This window comes from Hydrogenophaga sp. PBL-H3 (genome assembly GCF_010104355.1).
Lineage (GTDB): Bacteria > Pseudomonadota > Gammaproteobacteria > Burkholderiales > Burkholderiaceae_C > Hydrogenophaga.
In genome coordinates this window covers 895,544-912,819 of record NZ_CP044972.1, presented here as the reverse complement: position 1 = coordinate 912,819, position 17,276 = coordinate 895,544, and the positions used below count along the sequence as shown (strand labels likewise).

23 protein-coding genes are annotated in these 17,276 nt (G+C 66.1%); 11 read left to right on the top strand and 12 right to left on the bottom strand.

Annotated elements, in window-relative coordinates; all coding sequences use genetic code 11:
• Positions 1–6 precede the first annotated feature (6 nt).
• Positions 7–732, bottom strand: coding sequence for an SIMPL domain-containing protein (locus F9Z44_RS04415; protein WP_159603934.1), 726 nt, complete (start codon positions 730–732; stop codon positions 7–9).
• A 64-nt stretch (positions 733–796) separates the two neighbouring features.
• Between F9Z44_RS04415 and F9Z44_RS04410 the strand changes: the two genes are divergently transcribed.
• Positions 797–2,104, top strand: a complete 1,308-nt coding sequence (locus tag F9Z44_RS04410) for a Y-family DNA polymerase (protein ID WP_159603932.1) — start codon at positions 797–799, stop codon at positions 2,102–2,104.
• Complete coding sequence (locus tag F9Z44_RS04405; RefSeq protein WP_159603930.1) at positions 2,064–2,906, top strand: enoyl-CoA hydratase-related protein; 843 nt, start codon at positions 2,064–2,066, stop codon at positions 2,904–2,906. Before F9Z44_RS04410 ends, F9Z44_RS04405 begins: the two co-directional genes overlap by 41 nt.
• 9 nt (positions 2,907–2,915) lie before the next feature.
• Here F9Z44_RS04405 and F9Z44_RS04400 read toward each other — a convergent pair whose 3' ends face one another.
• The 3 genes from F9Z44_RS04400 to F9Z44_RS04390 are packed head-to-tail and all read right to left on the bottom strand — an operon-like array spanning position 2,916 to position 4,253.
• On the bottom strand, positions 2,916–3,329 hold the full coding sequence (locus tag F9Z44_RS04400; protein WP_236574326.1) for an isochorismatase family protein: 414 nt from the start codon (positions 3,327–3,329) through the stop codon (positions 2,916–2,918).
• Between the two features lie 34 nt (positions 3,330–3,363).
• Positions 3,364–3,849 (bottom strand): GNAT family N-acetyltransferase, encoded by a 486-nt coding sequence (locus F9Z44_RS04395; RefSeq protein ID WP_159603926.1) that lies wholly within the window; start codon positions 3,847–3,849, stop codon positions 3,364–3,366.
• Positions 3,846–4,253 (bottom strand): PPC domain-containing DNA-binding protein, encoded by a 408-nt coding sequence (locus F9Z44_RS04390; RefSeq protein WP_159603924.1) that lies wholly within the window; start codon positions 4,251–4,253, stop codon positions 3,846–3,848. Before F9Z44_RS04390 ends, F9Z44_RS04395 begins: the two co-directional genes overlap by 4 nt.
• Before the next feature lie 83 nt (positions 4,254–4,336).
• Here F9Z44_RS04390 and F9Z44_RS04385 point away from each other — a divergent pair, with 83 nt between their 5' ends.
• Genes F9Z44_RS04385 through F9Z44_RS04375 form a run of 3 tightly spaced genes read left to right on the top strand, consistent with a single transcriptional unit; the run spans position 4,337 to position 5,934 of the window.
• Positions 4,337–4,588, top strand: coding sequence for a type II toxin-antitoxin system Phd/YefM family antitoxin (locus F9Z44_RS04385; RefSeq protein ID WP_159603922.1), 252 nt, complete (start codon positions 4,337–4,339; stop codon positions 4,586–4,588).
• Positions 4,585–4,839, top strand: a complete 255-nt coding sequence (locus F9Z44_RS04380; RefSeq protein ID WP_159603920.1) for a Txe/YoeB family addiction module toxin — start codon at positions 4,585–4,587, stop codon at positions 4,837–4,839. The genes F9Z44_RS04385 and F9Z44_RS04380 overlap by 4 nt, the downstream gene beginning before the upstream one ends.
• A 33-nt stretch (positions 4,840–4,872) precedes the next feature.
• Positions 4,873–5,934 (top strand): histone deacetylase family protein, encoded by a 1,062-nt coding sequence (locus tag F9Z44_RS04375; protein ID WP_159603918.1) that lies wholly within the window; start codon positions 4,873–4,875, stop codon positions 5,932–5,934.
• A 45-nt stretch (positions 5,935–5,979) separates the two neighbouring features.
• On the opposite strand, the gene F9Z44_RS04370 is transcribed toward F9Z44_RS04375, so the two are convergent.
• On the bottom strand, positions 5,980–6,579 hold the full coding sequence (locus tag F9Z44_RS04370) for a ferritin-like domain-containing protein (RefSeq protein WP_159603916.1): 600 nt from the start codon (positions 6,577–6,579) through the stop codon (positions 5,980–5,982).
• 226 nt (positions 6,580–6,805) lie between these two features.
• On the opposite strand from F9Z44_RS04370, the gene F9Z44_RS04365 reads away from it, so the two are divergent.
• From F9Z44_RS04365 to F9Z44_RS04345, 5 genes are all read left to right on the top strand, one after another.
• Positions 6,806–7,753 carry a DUF3034 family protein gene (locus F9Z44_RS04365; RefSeq protein WP_159603914.1) on the top strand — a complete coding sequence of 316 codons (948 nt, stop codon included), beginning with the start codon at positions 6,806–6,808 and terminating at the stop codon, positions 7,751–7,753.
• A 23-nt stretch (positions 7,754–7,776) separates the two neighbouring features.
• Complete coding sequence (locus F9Z44_RS04360) at positions 7,777–8,259, top strand: group I truncated hemoglobin (protein ID WP_159603912.1); 483 nt, start codon at positions 7,777–7,779, stop codon at positions 8,257–8,259.
• A 20-nt stretch (positions 8,260–8,279) separates the two neighbouring features.
• Positions 8,280–8,939, top strand: coding sequence for a cupredoxin domain-containing protein (locus F9Z44_RS04355; RefSeq protein ID WP_236574251.1), 660 nt, complete (start codon positions 8,280–8,282; stop codon positions 8,937–8,939).
• A gap of 68 nt (positions 8,940–9,007) precedes the next feature.
• Complete coding sequence (locus F9Z44_RS04350; protein ID WP_159608575.1) at positions 9,008–9,580, top strand: RNA polymerase sigma factor; 573 nt, start codon at positions 9,008–9,010, stop codon at positions 9,578–9,580.
• Between the two features lie 9 nt (positions 9,581–9,589).
• Entirely contained in the window at positions 9,590–10,369 is a 780-nt protein-coding gene (locus tag F9Z44_RS04345) for an anti-sigma factor (RefSeq protein WP_159603910.1), read from the top strand.
• Between the two features lie 18 nt (positions 10,370–10,387).
• Here F9Z44_RS04345 and queF read toward each other — a convergent pair whose 3' ends face one another.
• From queF to F9Z44_RS04310, 7 genes are all read right to left on the bottom strand, one after another.
• Positions 10,388–11,239, bottom strand: coding sequence for an NADPH-dependent 7-cyano-7-deazaguanine reductase QueF (queF, locus tag F9Z44_RS04340; RefSeq protein WP_159603908.1), 852 nt, complete (start codon positions 11,237–11,239; stop codon positions 10,388–10,390).
• On the bottom strand, positions 11,236–12,129 hold the full coding sequence (locus tag F9Z44_RS04335; protein ID WP_159603906.1) for an alpha/beta fold hydrolase: 894 nt from the start codon (positions 12,127–12,129) through the stop codon (positions 11,236–11,238). The genes queF and F9Z44_RS04335 overlap by 4 nt, the downstream gene beginning before the upstream one ends.
• A 10-nt stretch (positions 12,130–12,139) precedes the next feature.
• On the bottom strand, positions 12,140–13,006 hold the full coding sequence (locus F9Z44_RS04330) for a 2OG-Fe(II) oxygenase (protein ID WP_236574250.1): 867 nt from the start codon (positions 13,004–13,006) through the stop codon (positions 12,140–12,142).
• A 10-nt stretch (positions 13,007–13,016) separates the two neighbouring features.
• A complete protein-coding gene (gene yaaA, locus F9Z44_RS04325; RefSeq protein WP_159603904.1) occupies positions 13,017–13,793 on the bottom strand; it encodes a peroxide stress protein YaaA in 777 nt (258 codons plus the stop codon).
• Between the two features lie 92 nt (positions 13,794–13,885).
• Entirely contained in the window at positions 13,886–14,476 is a 591-nt protein-coding gene (locus F9Z44_RS04320; RefSeq protein WP_159603902.1) for a DUF3501 family protein, read from the bottom strand.
• Positions 14,477–14,487: 11 nt separating this feature from the next.
• Complete coding sequence (locus F9Z44_RS04315; protein ID WP_159603900.1) at positions 14,488–15,837, bottom strand: (Fe-S)-binding protein; 1,350 nt, start codon at positions 15,835–15,837, stop codon at positions 14,488–14,490.
• Between the two features lie 113 nt (positions 15,838–15,950).
• On the bottom strand, positions 15,951–16,373 hold the full coding sequence (locus F9Z44_RS04310) for a rubrerythrin family protein (RefSeq protein WP_056269717.1): 423 nt from the start codon (positions 16,371–16,373) through the stop codon (positions 15,951–15,953).
• A gap of 289 nt (positions 16,374–16,662) precedes the next feature.
• Between F9Z44_RS04310 and F9Z44_RS04305 the strand changes: the two genes are divergently transcribed.
• Positions 16,663–17,274 carry a VOC family protein gene (locus F9Z44_RS04305; RefSeq protein WP_159603898.1) on the top strand — a complete coding sequence of 204 codons (612 nt, stop codon included), beginning with the start codon at positions 16,663–16,665 and terminating at the stop codon, positions 17,272–17,274.
• The last annotated feature ends 2 nt before the right edge of the window (positions 17,275–17,276 follow it).

Sequence of the window (17,276 nt, the reverse complement as noted above, 5' to 3'; positions counted from 1 at the left end):
GCGCGCTCACTTCAGCTCATATTCAAACGTGCTCACCACGCGCAGGCGCTTCATGCGCGAACTGCCGTCGTCGAAGTCATTGCCGTCGTCACCGGTGATTCGGATCACGCCCTGGTTGGCGTTCTTCAGCGGGCCGAGCTGTGCGCCCGCTTCGGCAGCAAACTTGTCGGCCTGCTCGCGCGCGTTGCGTGTGGCCTCGGCCAGCAGCGGTGCCTTGATGTCGTTGAAGCCGCGCAGCTGAAAGCGCGGGCCGTTGCGGCCTCCCTCGCCCTCACCACCGAGCTGCACACCGGCCTGGATCAGCGGGTCCACCGCGCGGGCGGCACCCTCCACCTCGGTCACGCGGGCCGATTTCACCAGCACCTGACCGGTGCCATTGAAGCGAAACGGCTGATTGCCCTGCGCGTATTCGCGGGTGAACAGGTCTTGCACCTGCAGCGGCTTGGCCTCCATCTCGGCATCGGTGAAACCCCGCTGCTTCAGAAAGGCCGCCACCTTGTCGCGGTCACCCGCCAGGGCCTGCTGCACACCACCGAAATCGTTGCCCGCGCGGCGGAACGAGAGCGTCCAGACTGCGAAGTCGCTCTCCACGTCTTTTTCGGCCAGCCCCTTGACCGTGACCGAGCGGTCGGACATGCGAAAACGCTCCAGTCCCTGGCTCACGGCGAAGCCGGCGATGGCGATGCCGGCGGCGATCAACAGGGCGGTGACGAGGCGGGCGATGGTGTTCATGAACGGTCCTCCTGATGCGGGGTGCCAGCCGGTGGCCAGCGGCTCGCGCCATGGTAATCCCGCTATGCTCGACCGCGTGGACGCCCCAACCGATCAGACCCTGCCGCGGCGCATTGCCCACCTCGACATGGACGCGTTTTTCGCGTCGGTCGAGTTGCTGCGTTACCCGCAGCTCAAGGGACTGCCGGTGGTCATTGGCGGAGGCCGACGGCGCGAGGACGACCTGCTGCAATCCCTGCGCGAAGCCTACCCCGACCGCGAATGGGCCACCAACAGCCTGGACCACATCCCGGTCGATTTCTTTCCGCGCCTGGCTGGCTACACCGGGCGAGGCGTGGCCACCACCGCCACCTACGCGGCGCGCCAGTTCGGCGTGGGCTCGGCCATGGGCCTCATGAAGGCCGCCAAGCTGTGCCCCCAGGCCATCCTGCTGCCGGTGGACTTTGACGAAGTGCGCCGCATCTCGCGCCTGTTCAAGAGCACCATCCGCGAGATCGCGCCGGTGGTGGAAGACCGGGGCGTGGACGAGGTCTACATCGACTTCACGCACGTGCCCGGCGGCCAGCGCGAGGGCGGGCGCGTGCTGGCTCGTCTGATCCAGAAGAGCATCTTCCAGGCCACAGGCCTCACCTGCTCCATCGGCGTGGCGCCCAACAAACTCATCGCGAAGATGGCGAGCGAATTCAACAAGCCCAATGGCATCAGCATCGTGCAGCCCGACGACCTGCAAGGCCTCATCTGGCCACTGCCCTGCCGCAAGATCAATGGCGTGGGCCCCAAGGCCGACGCCAAGCTGCAGGGCCACGGCATCCACACCATCGGCGAGCTCGCTCAGCGCGAGCGGGGCTGGCTGGTTCAACACTTCGGCAAGAGCTATGGCGCGTGGCTGTTTGATGTGTCCTGGGGCCGCGACGAGCGGCCGGTGCAGACAGAGAGCGAGCCGGTGAGCATGAGCCGCGAAACCACCTTCGACCGCGACCTGCACGCAGTGCGCGACCGCGCCGAGCTTGGCGCCATCTTCACCCGGCTGTGCGAGCAGGTGGCGGGCGACCTGAGCGCCAAGGGTTATGCGGGCAAGACCATCGGCATCAAGCTGCGCTACGACAACTTCCAGAGCGTCACGCGCGACGTGACCATCGACCACTTCACCGCCGACCCCACCACCATCCGCCGCCAGGCCGGCCTGTGTCTCAAGCGGGTGGACCTCACCCGGCGCATCCGCCTGCTCGGCGTGCGTGTGGGCAAGCTCGTCAAGCCCGGGACAGACGAGGCCGCAACTCAGGCCTACAGTGAGCCGGCTTCACCACCCCCTCCACGAGACCAGACCCGCCATGACCGCAACGACCTGCTTTTCCCTGAGCTCGACGGATGACGTCGCCCACCTGGTGATGAGCCGCCCCGCCGAGCTCAACACCATGAACCCCACCTTCTGGCGCGAGCTCGACGAGGTGCTGACCACGATCCACGCGCAGGGCACAGCGCGCGCGCTGGTGATCAGCAGCACCGGCAAACACTTCAGTGCCGGCATGTCGCTGGACACCTTTGCGGGCGGCATCCAGATGGACGACCAGAGTGCCGAGGGCCGCGCAGCCATCTTTGATGTGCTGATGGACATCCAGGCCACCTTCACCAAGATCGAGAACCTGCGCATCCCGGTGATCTGTGCCATCCAGGGCGGCTGCATCGGGGGCGCGGTCGACATGGTCACCGCCGCCTGCATCCGCTATGCAAGTGCCGACGCCTTCTTCTGCATCCAGGAAATCAACATCGGCATGGTGGCCGACGTGGGTACGCTGCAGCGCCTGCCCAAGCTGATCCCGATGGCCGTGGTGAAAGAACTGGCCTACACCGGCCGCCGCCTGAGCGCGAGCAAGGCACAGGCCTACGGCCTGGTCAACGAGGTGTTCGACTCGCACGAGGCCACGGTGGCCGCCGCGCTGCAGTGCGCGAAGGAGATCGCGTCCAAACCGCCGGTGGCCATCTGGGGCACCAAACAGGCTGTGAACTACGCGCGCGACCACTCGGTGGAAGACAGCCTGCGACAGATGGGCTGGCTGCAGGGCGCGGTGTGGAGCAACGCGCATGTGCGCGAAGCAATCACGGCCATGAAGGACAAACGCGCGGGTGCATTCGCGCCGCTCCCGGCCTTGCAGTCGTTCAAGTCGCTGGGCTGAGCTGGCGCCTCAGGCGCCGCGCTGCACATCGGCGCTGGCCATGGCCAGCACGCGTGGCCCGAAGCTGGAGACGTTCGTCAACGTCGCGTTGTGGTGATCGATCACCTGGCGCGACGTGAGCACGGCGTTTCCAGCCGAGGTGTGGGCATCGGCCACCAGCGTCACCGGGTAGCCCAGTGCGAGCGCACGGCGGGTGGTGGTGTCGACACAAAACTCGCTGCGCATGCCGCAGACGATCAGCCTGGTCACGCCGTGCGCATTGAGCAGCGCGTCAAGGTCGGTGCCCTGAAAGGCGTCCGGCGTGGTCTTGCGCACGATCACAGCGTCGGACTCGAATGCCAGACCCTCGCCTTCGCACAGGCCTTGTTGAACATCGATGATGAGCAGGGCGGTTTTCGTGGGGTTGGGTTTGACGTATCGAATGCTCCCCGCGCTGCGCAGGCGTTGGGGACGGGGATCATGGCCTTTCAAGTATGAAAAGCTGCTCGTTGACTTCCTTGCCCCACTGCGATCCCCGCTGCGTGCGCGCCAGTACAAAGCCGTGCTTCTCATACAGGTGACGCGCCGCGTGCAGTTCGTCGAAGGTCCACAGGTACACCTTGCGGTGACCGCGTGCGCGGCAGAAGTCCATGGCGGCGCCGAGCAGCTGGGCGCCCAGGCCCTGGCCGCGCGACGCATCCGAGGTGATGAACCAGCGCAGGTGTGCGCCCGCCTCCCCGTGGTGCGAGCCATCGATCACCACCGAGCCTTGAATGCCCGCAGTGTCTTGCGCGAGCCAGAGGCCATCGCGTTCGGGATCGAAGCGCAGGCAGAACTCGGACAACTCGGTGGCCACCTTGGCCTCGAACGGTGCGCCGAAACCCACGGTGCGGGCGTAGAAGCTTGCATGTATCTCCACTACACGACCGATGCAGCCGGGGAGATAGCCCGCGTGGATGTTCATGGCATTCCCCGTCCGGACCGGACCACCAGTTCGTTGAACCCGGTTGCCGCGTCGTGCTCCCGAGTTAGCGTGCCTGGCGGCAACAACGCCAGCAAGACCTCCGCCGTGGTCCTCACCGTGCTGCCCAGGCCCAGATGCCCACCGAACACGCGGCCCGATGCATCGGACACCGACACGTGCAGGTGCGCGCCCGCCGCACCCAGACTCCCGGACAAACTCAACATCTCCAGCGGCCCGGCAAGCAAGGTGGTTTCGGTTGCGTCTGCGTACCGCAGGCCGACCTGCACCAGGCTGCCGATGCCGGCCACCACAAAAGCGGAGTCCGTGCCATGGCTGCCCGGGAGTGCTTCCAGAGCGCGCCGAAGGTCGGTGCCGGGGGAGAGTCGCAGGGGCAGGAGGGGCATGGCGGCTGATCTGGAACAAAGTGGACGTTGAGCGCTTTCGGGAGACCGAGTTGTACAATAAAACGTACTTATTGGAGATCATCATGGATGCCATCACTTACTCATCTGCCCGCGCCAACCTGGCCCGCACCATGGACCGCGTGTGCAACGACCACGAAGCACTGATCATCACGCGCAATGGCGAACAGTCGGTGGTGATGCTCTCGCTCGAAGACTACCAAGCTCTGGAAGAAACCGCCTACCTTTTGCGCAACCCGACGAATGCCAAACGACTGCTCTCCGCAGTGGCGCAGTTGTCCGCCGGCAAGGGTGTGGAAAGAAAGCTCGCGCCGTGAAGCTGGTCTTTGCCGACGAAGCCTGGGAAGACTACGTGTACTGGCAGAAGCAAGACCGAAAGATGGTGGATCGGATCAACAAGCTGATCGCCGAAGTCAAGCGCGATCCGTTCGCCGGCGTGGGGAAACCGGAGCCGCTCAAACATGCCCTGTCGGGCTTCTGGTCGCGGCGCATCAACGACGAGCACCGCATGGTCTACAAGGTCGAAGGGGGTTCACTGTTGATTGCCCAGCTTCGGTACCACTACTGAAACCCGAACTGCCCCGTTCCGAACTGCACATCCATGAAAACCTTCCACAACCCCCACCATGCCGCCCACGCCGGCCAGCAAGAGATGTTTCGCGGCCGCATGGTGCCCTGCCACGAGGTGCCCGCGCGGCTGGACTTTGTGTTGGCCGAGCTGCAGCGGCGCCCGCTGGGCGCGCTGCAGACGCCCGAGGTGGATGAGGCCGCACTGGATGCGGCGATTGGCCGGGTGCACAGCGCACGGTATGTGGACTTCTTGCGCGGCGCCTGGGCCGAGTGGGTCGCCATGGACCCGGCCAATGCAGAGCGCGATGCCCTGCCCTCGGTGTGGCCGCTGCCCAACCGCCATGGCTTTCGCAACGATGTGCTGCCCACCAACTTTGCAGCGCGCCTCGGCCTCTTCAGCTTCGATTCGGGTTCACCGCTCACGGTGGGCACCTGGGCGGCGGCGCGCGGTGGCGCTGCCTGCGCGCTGGCGGCGGCAGGGGACGTGGCAGCGGGTGCGCGCAGCGCGTTCGCGCTCTCGCGCCCGCCGGGCCACCACGCGGGCCCCGACTTTCTGGGGGGTTACTGCTTTCTGAACAACGCAGCGATTGCCGCACAGGCGCTGCGCGATGCGGGCCACTCGAAGGTGGCGGTGCTCGACGTGGACTACCACCACGGCAACGGCACGCAGACCATCTTTTACGAGCGCGCCGACGTGTTCACGGTCTCCATCCACGGTGACCCGGCGACCGAGTACCCGTTTTTCCTGGGCCATGCCGACGAGCGCGGTGCGGGTGCGGGCGAGGGCTTCAACCTGAACCTGCCGCTGCCGCGCGGCACCGGCTTTGACACCTGGCGCGAGTCGCTGACCATCGCCCTGCAAGCGGTCCAGCGCTTTGGTGCCACGGCCCTGGTGGTGCCCATGGGGCTGGACACGTTTGAGGGCGACCCGATCTCGGGCTTCACCTTGCAAAGCGCCGACTACTTCGCCGTGGGTGAGGCCCTGGCCGGTGCCGGGCTGCCCACCGTGTTCACGTTTGAAGGTGGCTACGCGGTGGACGCCGTGGGCACCAACGCGGTGAACCTGCTCGAGGGCTTCCAGCGGTCGCTCTGATCAGGCGCCAACCCTTCGACAAGCTCAGGGCGATCGGCTTTCGGTTCAGGCGCCGAACGAGAGGGCGCCGGGGGGCAGGGGACGGCCCAGGGCGCTGGCGAGCACGGTGTAGTGCATGGTTTCGTCTGCGGCCAGGCGGGCGGCCACCTTGGCCAGCTCGCGGTCACCCAGAGCAGGAATCACGCTCAGGTAGGCGTTGGTGGCGCCCAGCTCCAGGCGGGCGGCGAGGTCCAGCACATCGGCCTGGCTCTTGAGCGAAGCGGCGTTGAGCGACTTGGCGTAGTCCTCCAGCTTCATCTCGGCCACAGGCTTGCCGCCGAGCTTCTGGATGGTGGCGATCAGCGCGTCGCGGTGGGTCTTGTGGTGGCCCTGGAACTGCACCGCCACATCAAGCACCGGCTTTTGCAGCAGTCCACTGCCGGCACCGAGCTGGTAAGCGTTGATGGCTTCGTGCTCCAGCGTGAGCGCCACGTTCAAGATGCCCACGTCCTTGGACATGTCCATCTTCTGGGCGTGTGAGGCGGCCAGCACGTCATTGCCGGCCAGCAGCGCCACGGCGGCAGCGGAGAGCACGCCTCCACTGCGCATGAAGCCGCGGCGCGAGGCGGGGGAGATCAGGGAGTCGGGGGTCTGGGTGGTGTTCATGGGGAGTCCTGGTTGGGGTGGAGTGATCGGCTGTTCATCGGCACCAGGCCTTGTGACAACCGTCACGCTGAATACGCGGCCCGCACCACCCATGGATTCACAAAGCCCTTTGACGGCGCCGGGTCACGGCCGGTTGAATCCAGTTGATGAGGTGCTGCGTATCCAGTGGGTCAGGCAACACCGCCCCTCACCAGGGCTCCCGTCAACAACCCACGGCCCATTCAACATGCCCAACTTGAACACCCTCTTTGCCAGCCAGGCCGCGCGCCTGCTGCCCCTGGCCGCAGCCGCCGCGCTGCTGACCGCCAACCCCGTGCACGCCGACACCGGCAAGCTGCTGCTCACCGGCGGCGTGAGCAGCGTCGAAGGCGCGGCCGGTGGCGGCATTTCGCCCTGGGCCGTGATCGGCAGCCAGGCCACCGAAGGCGAGGTGGGTGTGTCGGCCTACCTCAGCCGCGCCGTGACGAAGGATTACGGCCTGACCGCCTATGGCGTGGCGGTGGGCATCCACGACCGCGTCGAACTCTCGCTGGGTCGGCAGGACTTCAACACCGGCGTCACCGGCACCCTGCTGGGTCTGCCGGGCCTGCACCTGAAGCAGGACATCGTGGGCGCCAAGGTGCGCGTGGCCGGCGACGCCGTGCTCGACAGCGACAGCCTGATGCCGCAGATCGCCGTGGGTGTGCAGTTCAAACGCCTGCAGTCCTCGGGCCTGGACGGCACGCTCAATGCGCTGGGTGCCAAACGCAGCGGCGCCGACGTGTACGTCAGCGCCACCAAGCTGTTCCTCGCGCAAGGCATCCTGGTCAATGGCACGCTGCGCGCCACCAAGGCCAACCAGGGCGGCCTGCTGGGCTTCGGCGCCACGCTGGGCGGTGCCGACAACAGCTACGAACTGCAGCCCGAGATCTCGGTGGCGTACCTGATCAACAGCAAGCTGGCCGTGGGCGTTGAATACCGCGCCATGCCCAACAAGCTGCAGCGCGCCGGCCAGGCCGCTGGCCTGGGCGATGGCCTGCGCGCCGACGACTGGAAGGACATCTTCATCGCCTACGCGCCGAGCAAGAACGTCTCACTCACCGCAGCCTATGTGGACCTGGGCCGCATCGTGCCCGCCACCACCGGCGGCCGCAAACAGACCGGCGTGTACGTCTCGGCCCAGATCGCGTTCTGAACTCTTCACCTTCGAGCCTCAACATGAAACACCTCATCACCACCACCGCCCTCACCCTGCTGGCCCTGGCCAGCGGCGCCGCGTTCGCCCAGTCCATGCAGCCCGCAGCCGCGCCATCGGCCGCAAGCGCTTACCCCATGGCGCCCGCCGCAGGCTTGTACCAGGCGTTCGGTGAAGAAGCCGGCATCCGCAGCCTCATGGACGATTTCGTGGTTCGCCTCAAGGCCGACCCGCGCATCGGCAACCAGTTCAAGGACACCAACCTGGCCAACCTGTCGAAGTCGCTGGGCGATCAGCTCTGTCAGCTCTCGGGCGGCCCCTGCGTCTACAAGGGTCCGGACATGAAGGCCGCACACGCCAGCATGGACATCAACAAGGGCCATTTCAACGCCCTGGTGGAAGTGCTGCAGCAAAGCATGAACGCGCGTGGCATTGCGTTCAACCGCCAGAACCAGATGCTCGCGCTGCTGGCCCCGATGAACCGCGACGTGATCACGGTTCGCTGAACCTGCGTCCAGGCACAACCATGAAACGCACGAACACATCGGCCTGGCTGATGGCAGCAGCCACCCTGCTGCCGCTGGCCGCACAGGCCGCCACGGTTCAGGTGACCGTGCTCGGGCGCGACGGCAAGCCCCTGGCCGACGCGGTGGTGGTCATCGAGCCCGCCTCGGGGGCCAAGCCGGCGGAGCCCACGCCGGTCTCGGCCGTCATCAGCCAGCAGAAGATGCAGTTCGTGCCCGCCACCAGCGTGTTGCCCGTGGGCTCACGGGTGACCTTCACCAACCTCGACACCTGGGAACACCATGTGCGCGGCGTGCCGGCGGGCCTGGCTTCCCTCAACCCGGGCACCCAGCCGGGCTTCGAGCTGCGCCTGGACGGCAGGGCCGAAGGCAAGAGCCCGGCCAGCGCCGAGGTGACCCTCGACAAGGCCGGCGCCGTGCAACTGGGCTGCCACCTGCACGGCTCGATGCGTGGCTTCATCTTCGTGGCCGATTCCCCCTGGACGGTGGTGACCGATGCCAACGGCACGGCCACGATGCAGGGACTGCCCGAAGGGGCCGCCAAGGTGCGCGTGGTGCACGCCGACCAGCTCCTGGAAGTCACGCCGGTCGCGGTCAACATCACGCCCGTGACCGCTTTGAGCCTTCCCACGCAGGTGCAGCCCCGCCGGCGCCGGCCATGAACGCACTGCCTGCTTTCTTCCATGCCCCGGTGTGGGCATGGGTCAAGCCGGTGCCCCACAATGCCCGCATGAGCGCACAACCCGACGAACTTCTCATGGCCTTGCTCGACCGCGTGGCCCAGCGCGACGAGGCTGCCCTCAAGGCCCTCTACGACACGACCTCCTCCAAGCTGTATGGCCTGGCCATGCGCGTGGTCGGCAAGAGCGAGTGGGCCGAAGACGCGTTGCAGGAAACCTTTCTGCACATCTGGCGCTGCGCGGGCGACTACCGCGCCTCGCTCAGCCCGCCCATGGCGTGGCTCGGCCTGATCGTGCGCAGCCGCTCACTGGACTACCTGCGCCGGCGCACCGCCGATCGCACCCACCTCACCGACGAGATCGACGACGCAATGTCCGACACCCTGGAGGGCGATTCGCCCAACCCGATGGACACCACCCTGGCCAGCCAACAGGCCTGGGCGCTGCACCAGTGCCTGGCCAAGCTGGAGAACCGCCAGCGCGAGGTGGTGAGCCTGGCCTACCTGCGCGACCTCAGCCACAGCGAACTGTCCGAGCAACTCAGCCTGCCCCTGGGCACCGTGAAGACCTGGATCCGCCGCGGGCTGGACCAGCTGCGCACCTGCATGGCGCGCTTCGCCTGAGGACACAACGTGAACCTCATCCAACACCCCGAACTGCTCGACAAACTCGCCGCTGCGCACGCGCTGGGCACCTTGCGCGGTGGCGCCCGCCGCCGCTTTGAAGCCATGGCGCGTGAACAAGCCCCGGTGCGCGCCGCCGCGTTGGTGTGGCAAAGCCGCGTGGCTAGCATGAACGAACTGCAGACCCCGCAGCAGCCGGCGCCCGCCGTGTGGACACGCATTGAAAACCTGGTGCAGGGCGACAACCAGCAGCAGGCCATGGCCGCCGCCCGCAGCCCAGCGGCCAAACCGCTGGCCAGCGGCTGGCTGCGCAGCCTGGCGCTGTGGCGCGGCGCCACCGCTGCCGGTGCGCTCGCCACCGTGTTCGCACTCGTCACCGCCGTGGGCCTGCGCGACAACCTGGGCGCGCAGATCAACGAACTGCAGGCCAGGCTCTCGGCCACACCGCAGATCGAATACGTGGCGGTGCTCAACGATGACCAGGCCAGCGCCTCGATGCTGGTGACCTTCGACCCGAAGAACGGCAAGCTCACGCTTCAACGCGTGGGCGGCTTCCAGGAAGCCAGCGACAAGTCGCTGCAGCTCTGGGCCCTGCCGCCTTCGGGCGGTCCGCGCTCTCTGGGCGTGCTGAGTCAGGAACGCCTGCTGCAGCTCACGGCTGGCGCGGGTGACGTGCGCGAAGTGCCGGCACTGGCCATCAGCCTGGAACCCAAGGGCGGTGTTCCAAGCGAACGCGGCCCGACCGGGCCGGTGTTGTTCAAGGGCGCGCTGATCCAGAAGATGATCTGAACCTGCTGCGCAAGGCAGTTACTGCCGCGCAGTGCGCACGTTGGCCGGCGGCGACTGCGGGTGGCTGGTGCGCCAGGGATTGATGTCCAGCCCACCGCGGCGCGTGTAGCGCGCGTACACCGCCAGCTTGGTCGGCTTGCAGCGCGCCAGCACGTCCATGTAGATGCGCTCCACGCACTGCTCGTGGAATTCGTTGTGGTTGCGAAAACTCACGATGTATTGCAGCAGCCCGGCCTGGTCGATCTGCGGGCCGCTGTAGCTGATCTGCACGCTGCCCCAGTCGGGTTGGCCGGTCACGAGGCAGTTGCTCTTGAGCAAATGGCTCACCAGAATTTCGTCCACCGGCTTTTCGTCAAACGCCGCGGTGAGCAGCTCGGGCGCGGGCTGGTAGCGCGTGCACTCCACATCGAGCCGGTCGACACACAAGCCTTCGAGTTCCTGCACCTTCTCGCGCTCCAGCTGCTCGGGCAGCAGCAGCTTCACGCCCGCGCTGGACTGCAGGGGGCCACCGTGCCAGATGGCGGCGCTCACGTCGGCGCGGATGCAATCTCGCACCGCGTCCGCGCTGGCGAACGCGGTGTTGTTGAAGCTGTTGAGGTAGAGCTTGAACGACTTGCTCTCCACGATGTGCGTGCTCTCGCAGGGCACGGTGATGTGGGCCAGGGCCACCTGCGGCTTGCCGCGCGGGTTGAGCCAGCTGAGTTCAAACGCGGTCCACAGGTCGGCACCCAGAAACGGCACGCTGCCGGTGATGCCGATCTCGCGGCGCTTGGTCTCGCGCGGCAGGGGAAACAGCAGGCCGGCGTCGTACCGGTCCACGTAGGCCGAGGTCTGGCCAAGTTGGGATTGTTCGGGGGTGTTCTGGTTCATGTCGGGGTCTGCGCTGCCTGGATGTGCGGAACGATGTGGCCAGCCAGCAGCGCAGCCACGCCGGGCGGCCAGTCGTGGCCCATGCCTTCTATGGATTCAAAGCGCGCGCCGGCAATGCGCGCAGCGGTGTCCTGCCCACAGGCCAGCGGCACCAGCGGGTCGGCCGTGCCGTGCACCACGAGCGTGGGGCAGGCGATGCCTTGCAGCACGGTGTGGCGCCGGGTGTCGGACACCACGGCGAGCAATTGGCGCGAAACGCCATGAGGCCGATAACTGCGCACTGCGTCGGCCAGCACACGCTGCTCGAAAGCGGGCATGTCCTGGGGGAAGGCGGGGCTGCCGATCAGGCGGAACATCTCCAGTGCATGGGCAGCCACGTCTTCGGGGCGCTGGCTGCGCGGACGCTTGAGCAGGGCGCGAGTCACGTCCGGGCGCGGGCCGGGCAAACCCGGCGCGCCGCTGGAGCTCATCACGCTGGTCAGGCTCAACACGCGGCCGGGCACGGTGGCCGCAACGCGCTGCGAAATCATGCCGCCCATGGACACACCCACCAGGTGGGCGCGTTGCACCCCCAGCGCGTCGAGCAGGCCGATGGCATCGAGGGCCATGTCTTGCACGCTGTAGGGCGACCGGACGGCCAGGCCCAGGCGGGATCGGACGGCCTGCCAGGCGATGTTGGGCACGCCGAGGTGGTCGAGCCCGCCGGAGAGGCCGATGTCGCGGTTGTCGAAACGGATCACGCGGTACCCGGCCTGCACGATGGCCTGCACCAGTGGGGTGGGCCACGCGGTGAGTTGCATGCCCAGGCCCATGGTCAACAGCACGGCGGGGGCGTGCTCGTCACCGTCGCTCTCGAATTCGATCCGCAAGCCGTTGTGGGTGATGTTCATGCCGGATGCTTCAAATGAACTCGCGTGCGCGCAGCCACTTGGTGGCCACCCACTTGTCGCCCTCGATCACCGGCGCGCCGCCGTGCAGCGAGCGGGTCGATGGGTGGGGCCGGTCGTAGCTGAAGAACACGGCGTTGCCGCGCACAGGGGCCACCTCCAGCCCGGCGTCGGGAAAGGTGGTGCCACCGCCGCGCGCGGGTTCGCTCAGGTACATCACCAGCGTGGCCAGACGCTGCCCGCCACGCTGGAGGATGGTGGCCGTGCCGGGTTCGTCGGGGTCGAAGTAGTCGTAATGCGGCTTGTACTCGGCGCCCGGGCGGTAGTGCAGCACCTGCAGACCTTCGCCGTTTTCAATGGGCCAGTTCAGCAGGCGGGCGATGCGCGCCTCGATGCGCGCGACCTCGGGCGTTTGACCGCGCGCAAAAAAGGTGCCACTGCTGGTGCGGTCGGGGTTGAGCTCCTCGCCACCGGTCTTGGTGGCCACGGTGAGCGAGCGCGCCAGCTGGGGGCGGGCCGATTCGATCAGCGCGTCGCACTCTTCGGCACTCAGCAGGTTGCCCAGCACTACCACGCGCGGCTGGTTGAGCGAGGCGATCACGTCGACCATGCGGTCACCCGCGTCGATCTGGCGCGGCGAGAGGCTCAGGTCCAGGTCGGGCAGATGGCGGGTGGTCGTGGCGCCTTCGCGGCGCACGGCCTGCGTGGGTCGGGCCAGTACCGGCGCGGGCTCCTTCCACGTGGCCTCCAGCGCCTTGAGCGCCACGGACTCCTGCCACCCCGAGGCCACCATGGAGGCCATCACCGCCTCGCGCGAGAACCCGGCCGCGGCCTGCTCCGCGATCCACTGGCGCAACTCGATGGTGACGGACTGGTTCACGGCAGCCCCCTCAGGCGCGGGCCTCGCGGCGAAACACCAGTCGGTCGGGCCCGGAGGCGGCGTTGTTGAAGCGGTAGCCCTCCAGGTTGAACTGTTTGAGGTGCTCGGGCGTGCTGGCGCGGTGTTGCACGGCGTAGCGCACCATGAGGCCGCGCGCGCGCTTGGCCATGAAGCTGATGATCTTGTAGCCATCGGCCTTGCGCTCTTCAAACACGCAGGTGACCACGCGCGGCAGCAACACCTTGCGGTCGACCACCTTGAAATACTCCTCGCTGGCCAGGTTGATCACCACCGGGCTCACGTCGGCCTGGGCTCGCTCGTTCAGGTGGTCGGCAATCTGGCGGCCCCAGAACGCGTAGAGGTTCTTGCCCCGGCCGGTGACCAGGCGCGTGCCCATCTCCAGCCGGTAGGGCTGCATGAGGTCGAGCGGGCGCAACACGCCGTAGAGGCCGCTCAGGATGCACAGGTGCTGCTGCAGCCAGTCGAGGTCGGGTTCGGCGAGCGTCTTCGCGTCGAGCCCGCCGTACACGTCGCCGTCAAAGGCCAGCACCGCCTGCTTGGCGTTCTTGACGGTGAACTTCGGACGCCAGGCCTGGTAGCGCGCCACGTTCAGGCCCGAGAGCGTGTCCGAGAGGCTCATGAGGTCGGCGATCTGCTGGGGCGACCGATCGCGCAGCACGTCGATGAGCTCGGTGGCCTGCTTCACGAACAGCGGCTGTGTGTGGGTGGCCACATGGGGCGGGGTCTCAAAGTCGAGCGCTTTGGCGGGGGACAGGAGGAACAGCATGTTGATGGGGGCCAGGCAGGTTCGCGGGTGTGCGGTCGAACAATGAAAAAGGGCTTCCCGGGGGAAGCCCTGATTATCGCCACCGCACCGGTTTATTTCAGGTCGCCCGCCAGAGACGCCAGCGTTTCGGGGGACACCTGCGCGTGCGCCGGGTAGTGCGTGTGATCGCAACCGATCTTCACTGCGGCACCGGCCTGGATGGCCGCGCGCATGGGGGGCGTGAATTCAAAGCGCACGAAGTGCACGGCCGAGGTTTTCACATCGTTTTCGCGGTCCAGGTCTTCGTCGGCAATGGCGTACACACGCGCATACCCCTCGACCTCGACGAACAGGCGGTCCTCCACACCGATCAGGCGCGCGAGCTCGCGCTTGCGCTCGTTGACATCGGTGTACTCGATCATCATCGTGGCCTTCCAGTTGTGGCCGTCGGGCACCAGCGGCGCATAAGCCTCGATCTCCTGCTGGATGCCCTCTTCCTCGAACACCTTCTCGATGCGCAGCATCTCCTGAATCTGATAGCGGATGGTGGTCTCGCTCTCGAACTGCAGGTTGATGTGCTCGCCCAGCCGCACACTGCGAAGCTTGCGGTGCGCAATCACGTCGGGCTTGTGCACCTTGCGCCACTTGGTGTAAGCCTCCAGGCTCATGAGGGATTCGGCGGTGATGTGGCCGGTGAGTTGCATGGGGTATCTCCTTACTTCAGTCCGTAGGCGCGCGCCACCAGGCTCAGCGGGTGCTGCAGCTCGGGCGCACCGAGGCCGTTCACTTCAAACCCCTGGGCGATGTGGTGGCCGCCGAGCGGGCAGTCCGAGCTGATGTAGTCGGGCCTGGCGCCGTCCTTCATCGTGGCCATGGCCTTGAACACCGGCTTGCCGATCTTCATCGCGGTCTGGTGATAGGCCTTCTTCACGCCGAAGGTGCCGGCGTGGCCCGAGCAGCGCTCGATGGTGTTGAGGGTGGTGTCCGGAATCATCTTGAGCATCTCCTCGGTCTTGCGGCCGATGTTCTGCACCCGGCCATGGCAGGGAATCTGGTAGCTCACATTGCCCAGCTTCTGCGGGAACTCGGTCTTGAGCAGGCCGTCGCGCTTGCGCGCCATGAAGTACTCGAACGGGTCCCACAGGTGCTCCTTCACCAGCTGGGTGTCGGCGTCGCCGGGGAACATGAGCGGAATCTCCTGCTTGAACATCAGCGCGCAGCTCGGCACCGCCGCCAGAATGGCAAAACCGTCCTTCGCGTACTTGGCCAACACCGGGATGTTGGCCTCCTTGCTCGCCTGCACCGAGTCCAGGTCACCCAGCTCCAGCTTGGGCATGCCGCAGCATTTTTCCTTCTCCACGATCACGTAGGGAATCTCGTTGTGGTCAAGGATCTTCAGAAGATCCAGGCCGATGCCGGGCTCGTTGTAGTTGATGTAGCAGGTGGCGAAGATGGCGACCTTGCCCGGTGTTTTTTCACCGTCCTTCACTGCGGTGGCCTTCGCCTGCGGCGTGCCGGAGCGGAACTTCTTCGTCGCGAACTCGGGTAACCACGCGTTCTTGTCGACACCGGCCACGTTTTCCATCACGCTGCGCGCCACCTTCGTCCGGTTCACGGCATTGATGGTCTGCACCACGATGGGAATGCCGGCGAATTGGCCGTGCACGTCGGTGGAGGCGAGGAATTTCTCAGCCAGGCCGACCTCCCCTTTCTTGAACTTGATGGCCTTGGCACGCAACATGGTGTGTGGGAAGTCCAGGTTCCATTCGTGCGGCGGCGTGTACGGGCACTTGGTCATGTAGCAGAGGTCGCACATGTAGCACTGGTCGACCACCTTCCAGTAGTCCTGCTTCGCAACCCCATCCACCTCCATCGTCTTGCTCTCGTCGACCAGGTCGAACAACGTGGGAAACGCCCCGCAAAGGCTCACGCAGCGGCGGCAGCCGTGGCAGATGTCGAAGATGCGCTCCAGCTCGTGAAAGCACTTCTCTTCGTCATGGAAGTCGGGGTTCTTCCAGTCGAGTGCGTGCCGGGTGGGCGCTTGCAGGTTGCCTTCGGTGGCCATCGTTGTCGTCCTCGTCTGATGCGGGTTGTGTCGCGGGTTCCTGAAAGGGCTCGTCGGCGCAAGCCCTTTCAGGAACGCTGCGCCTCGCGGCGCAGCGTCTTAAACAACAACGGTCAGTCCACCAGTTCGTTCAACGCCTTGGTGTAGCGGTTGGCGTGCGAACGCTCGGCCTTGGCCAAGGTTTCGAACCAGTCGGCGACTTCGTCGAAGCCCTCTTCGCGCGCGGTCTTGGCCATGCCGGGGTACATGTCGGTGTACTCGTGGGTTTCACCGGCCACGGCCGAGGCCAGGTTCAGGCGGGTCGCGCCGATCGGCATGCCGGTGGCGGGGTCGCCGGACTGCTCCAGAAATTCAAGATGGCCGTGCGCATGGCCAGTCTCGCCTTCGGCGGTCGAGCGGAACAGCGCTGCCACATCGTTCTGGCCCTCCACGTCGGCCTTGTTCGCGAAGTACAGGTAACGGCGGTTGGCCTGGGATTCGCCGGCGAAGGCGTCCTTCAGGCATTGCTCGGTTTTCGAGCCTTTCAATGCGGGCATGTAGATCTCCTTGCGTGGGTTGAAGAAGCGCTCGGCGGCCGCAGCAACATGCCTGCAACCGCAGAGACCGCCAAACGTTACCCCCAGCGGGGCCGCACGGTCTAATAGTTCGAGGCTATGTGACGAATCGTTTGTGGCTATCGGGCCAAGTCGGGTGATAACCACTCTCAGCGCCGTCGACAGGGCACGGGGAAAGCTTCAAACTGGGTTTGTCACAAGGGGTAAATGATTACGATAAGGGAAATGCGTTGCATAATGTTGAATCCCAACCGATCTTGAGGAGACATCCATGAACCCAGCCGCCCTGCCCGCCCCGGCACCGATCCAGCAGTTGCACCACTTCGCCTACCGGGCGAAGGACGCGGAAGAAACGCGCCGCTTCTACGAGGACATCCTGGGCCTGCCGCTCTACCACATCATCCAGAGCGACCACGTGCCCAGCACGGGCGAGTACTGCCCGTACACCCACTTCTTTTTCCGCCTGCAAGACGGCTCGTTCATCGCCTTCTTTGACCTGGGCGACGACGAGGCGGCGCTGCCCAGTCCGAACACGCCGAAGTGGGTCAACCACATCAGCTTTCGCGTGAACACAGAGCAGGAGCTGGAGAACACGAAGGCGCGTTTGCAGGCCAGTGGCGTGGAGGTGCTGGGGGTGACCGATCACCACATCTTCAAGAGCATTTACTTCTTCGACCCCAACGGCATCCGTCTGGAACTCACAGCGCAGCTGGCGGACGAGTTCGAGATGCTGGAAGAGAGCAAGACCGCGCACGCCCGACTGGCCGAATGGAACGCACGCAAAGAGCAGTGGCGCCGTGAACGTGCCGAAGGCAAGACGGCAGCGCCGCTGAAGCCGCAGCAGAACGATCGGCCCGAGGTTGGCGAGCGTGTGAAGGCCTGAGG

What these genes read in the sequence shown, in the direction of transcription:
- F9Z44_RS04310 (WP_056269717.1), bottom strand. Translation starts at nt 16,373, where the DNA reads ATGCCCGCATTGAAAGGCTCGAAAACCGAGCAATGCCTGAAGGACGCC.
- yaaA (WP_159603904.1), bottom strand. Translation starts at nt 13,793, where the DNA reads ATGCTGTTCCTCCTGTCCCCCGCCAAAGCGCTCGACTTTGAGACCCCG.
- F9Z44_RS04335 (WP_159603906.1), bottom strand. Translation starts at nt 12,129, where the DNA reads ATGAACATCACCCACAACGGCTTGCGGATCGAATTCGAGAGCGACGGT.
- F9Z44_RS04395 (WP_159603926.1), bottom strand. Translation starts at nt 3,849, where the DNA reads ATGAACATCCACGCGGGCTATCTCCCCGGCTGCATCGGTCGTGTAGTG.
- F9Z44_RS04360 (WP_159603912.1), top strand. Translation starts at nt 7,777, where the DNA reads ATGAAACACCTCATCACCACCACCGCCCTCACCCTGCTGGCCCTGGCC.
- F9Z44_RS04365 (WP_159603914.1), top strand. Translation starts at nt 6,806, where the DNA reads ATGCCCAACTTGAACACCCTCTTTGCCAGCCAGGCCGCGCGCCTGCTG.
- queF (WP_159603908.1), bottom strand. Translation starts at nt 11,239, where the DNA reads ATGAACCAGAACACCCCCGAACAATCCCAACTTGGCCAGACCTCGGCC.
- F9Z44_RS04410 (WP_159603932.1), top strand. Translation starts at nt 797, where the DNA reads ATGCTCGACCGCGTGGACGCCCCAACCGATCAGACCCTGCCGCGGCGC.
- F9Z44_RS04315 (WP_159603900.1), bottom strand. Translation starts at nt 15,837, where the DNA reads ATGGCCACCGAAGGCAACCTGCAAGCGCCCACCCGGCACGCACTCGAC.
- F9Z44_RS04375 (WP_159603918.1), top strand. Translation starts at nt 4,873, where the DNA reads ATGAAAACCTTCCACAACCCCCACCATGCCGCCCACGCCGGCCAGCAA.
- F9Z44_RS04305 (WP_159603898.1), top strand. Translation starts at nt 16,663, where the DNA reads ATGAACCCAGCCGCCCTGCCCGCCCCGGCACCGATCCAGCAGTTGCAC.
- F9Z44_RS04385 (WP_159603922.1), top strand. Translation starts at nt 4,337, where the DNA reads ATGGATGCCATCACTTACTCATCTGCCCGCGCCAACCTGGCCCGCACC.
- F9Z44_RS04320 (WP_159603902.1), bottom strand. Translation starts at nt 14,476, where the DNA reads ATGCAACTCACCGGCCACATCACCGCCGAATCCCTCATGAGCCTGGAG.
- F9Z44_RS04405 (WP_159603930.1), top strand. Translation starts at nt 2,064, where the DNA reads ATGACCGCAACGACCTGCTTTTCCCTGAGCTCGACGGATGACGTCGCC.
- F9Z44_RS04370 (WP_159603916.1), bottom strand. Translation starts at nt 6,579, where the DNA reads ATGAACACCACCCAGACCCCCGACTCCCTGATCTCCCCCGCCTCGCGC.
- F9Z44_RS04390 (WP_159603924.1), bottom strand. Translation starts at nt 4,253, where the DNA reads ATGCCCCTCCTGCCCCTGCGACTCTCCCCCGGCACCGACCTTCGGCGC.
- F9Z44_RS04415 (WP_159603934.1), bottom strand. Translation starts at nt 732, where the DNA reads ATGAACACCATCGCCCGCCTCGTCACCGCCCTGTTGATCGCCGCCGGC.
- F9Z44_RS04350 (WP_159608575.1), top strand. Translation starts at nt 9,008, where the DNA reads ATGAGCGCACAACCCGACGAACTTCTCATGGCCTTGCTCGACCGCGTG.
- F9Z44_RS04355 (WP_236574251.1), top strand. Translation starts at nt 8,280, where the DNA reads ATGAAACGCACGAACACATCGGCCTGGCTGATGGCAGCAGCCACCCTG.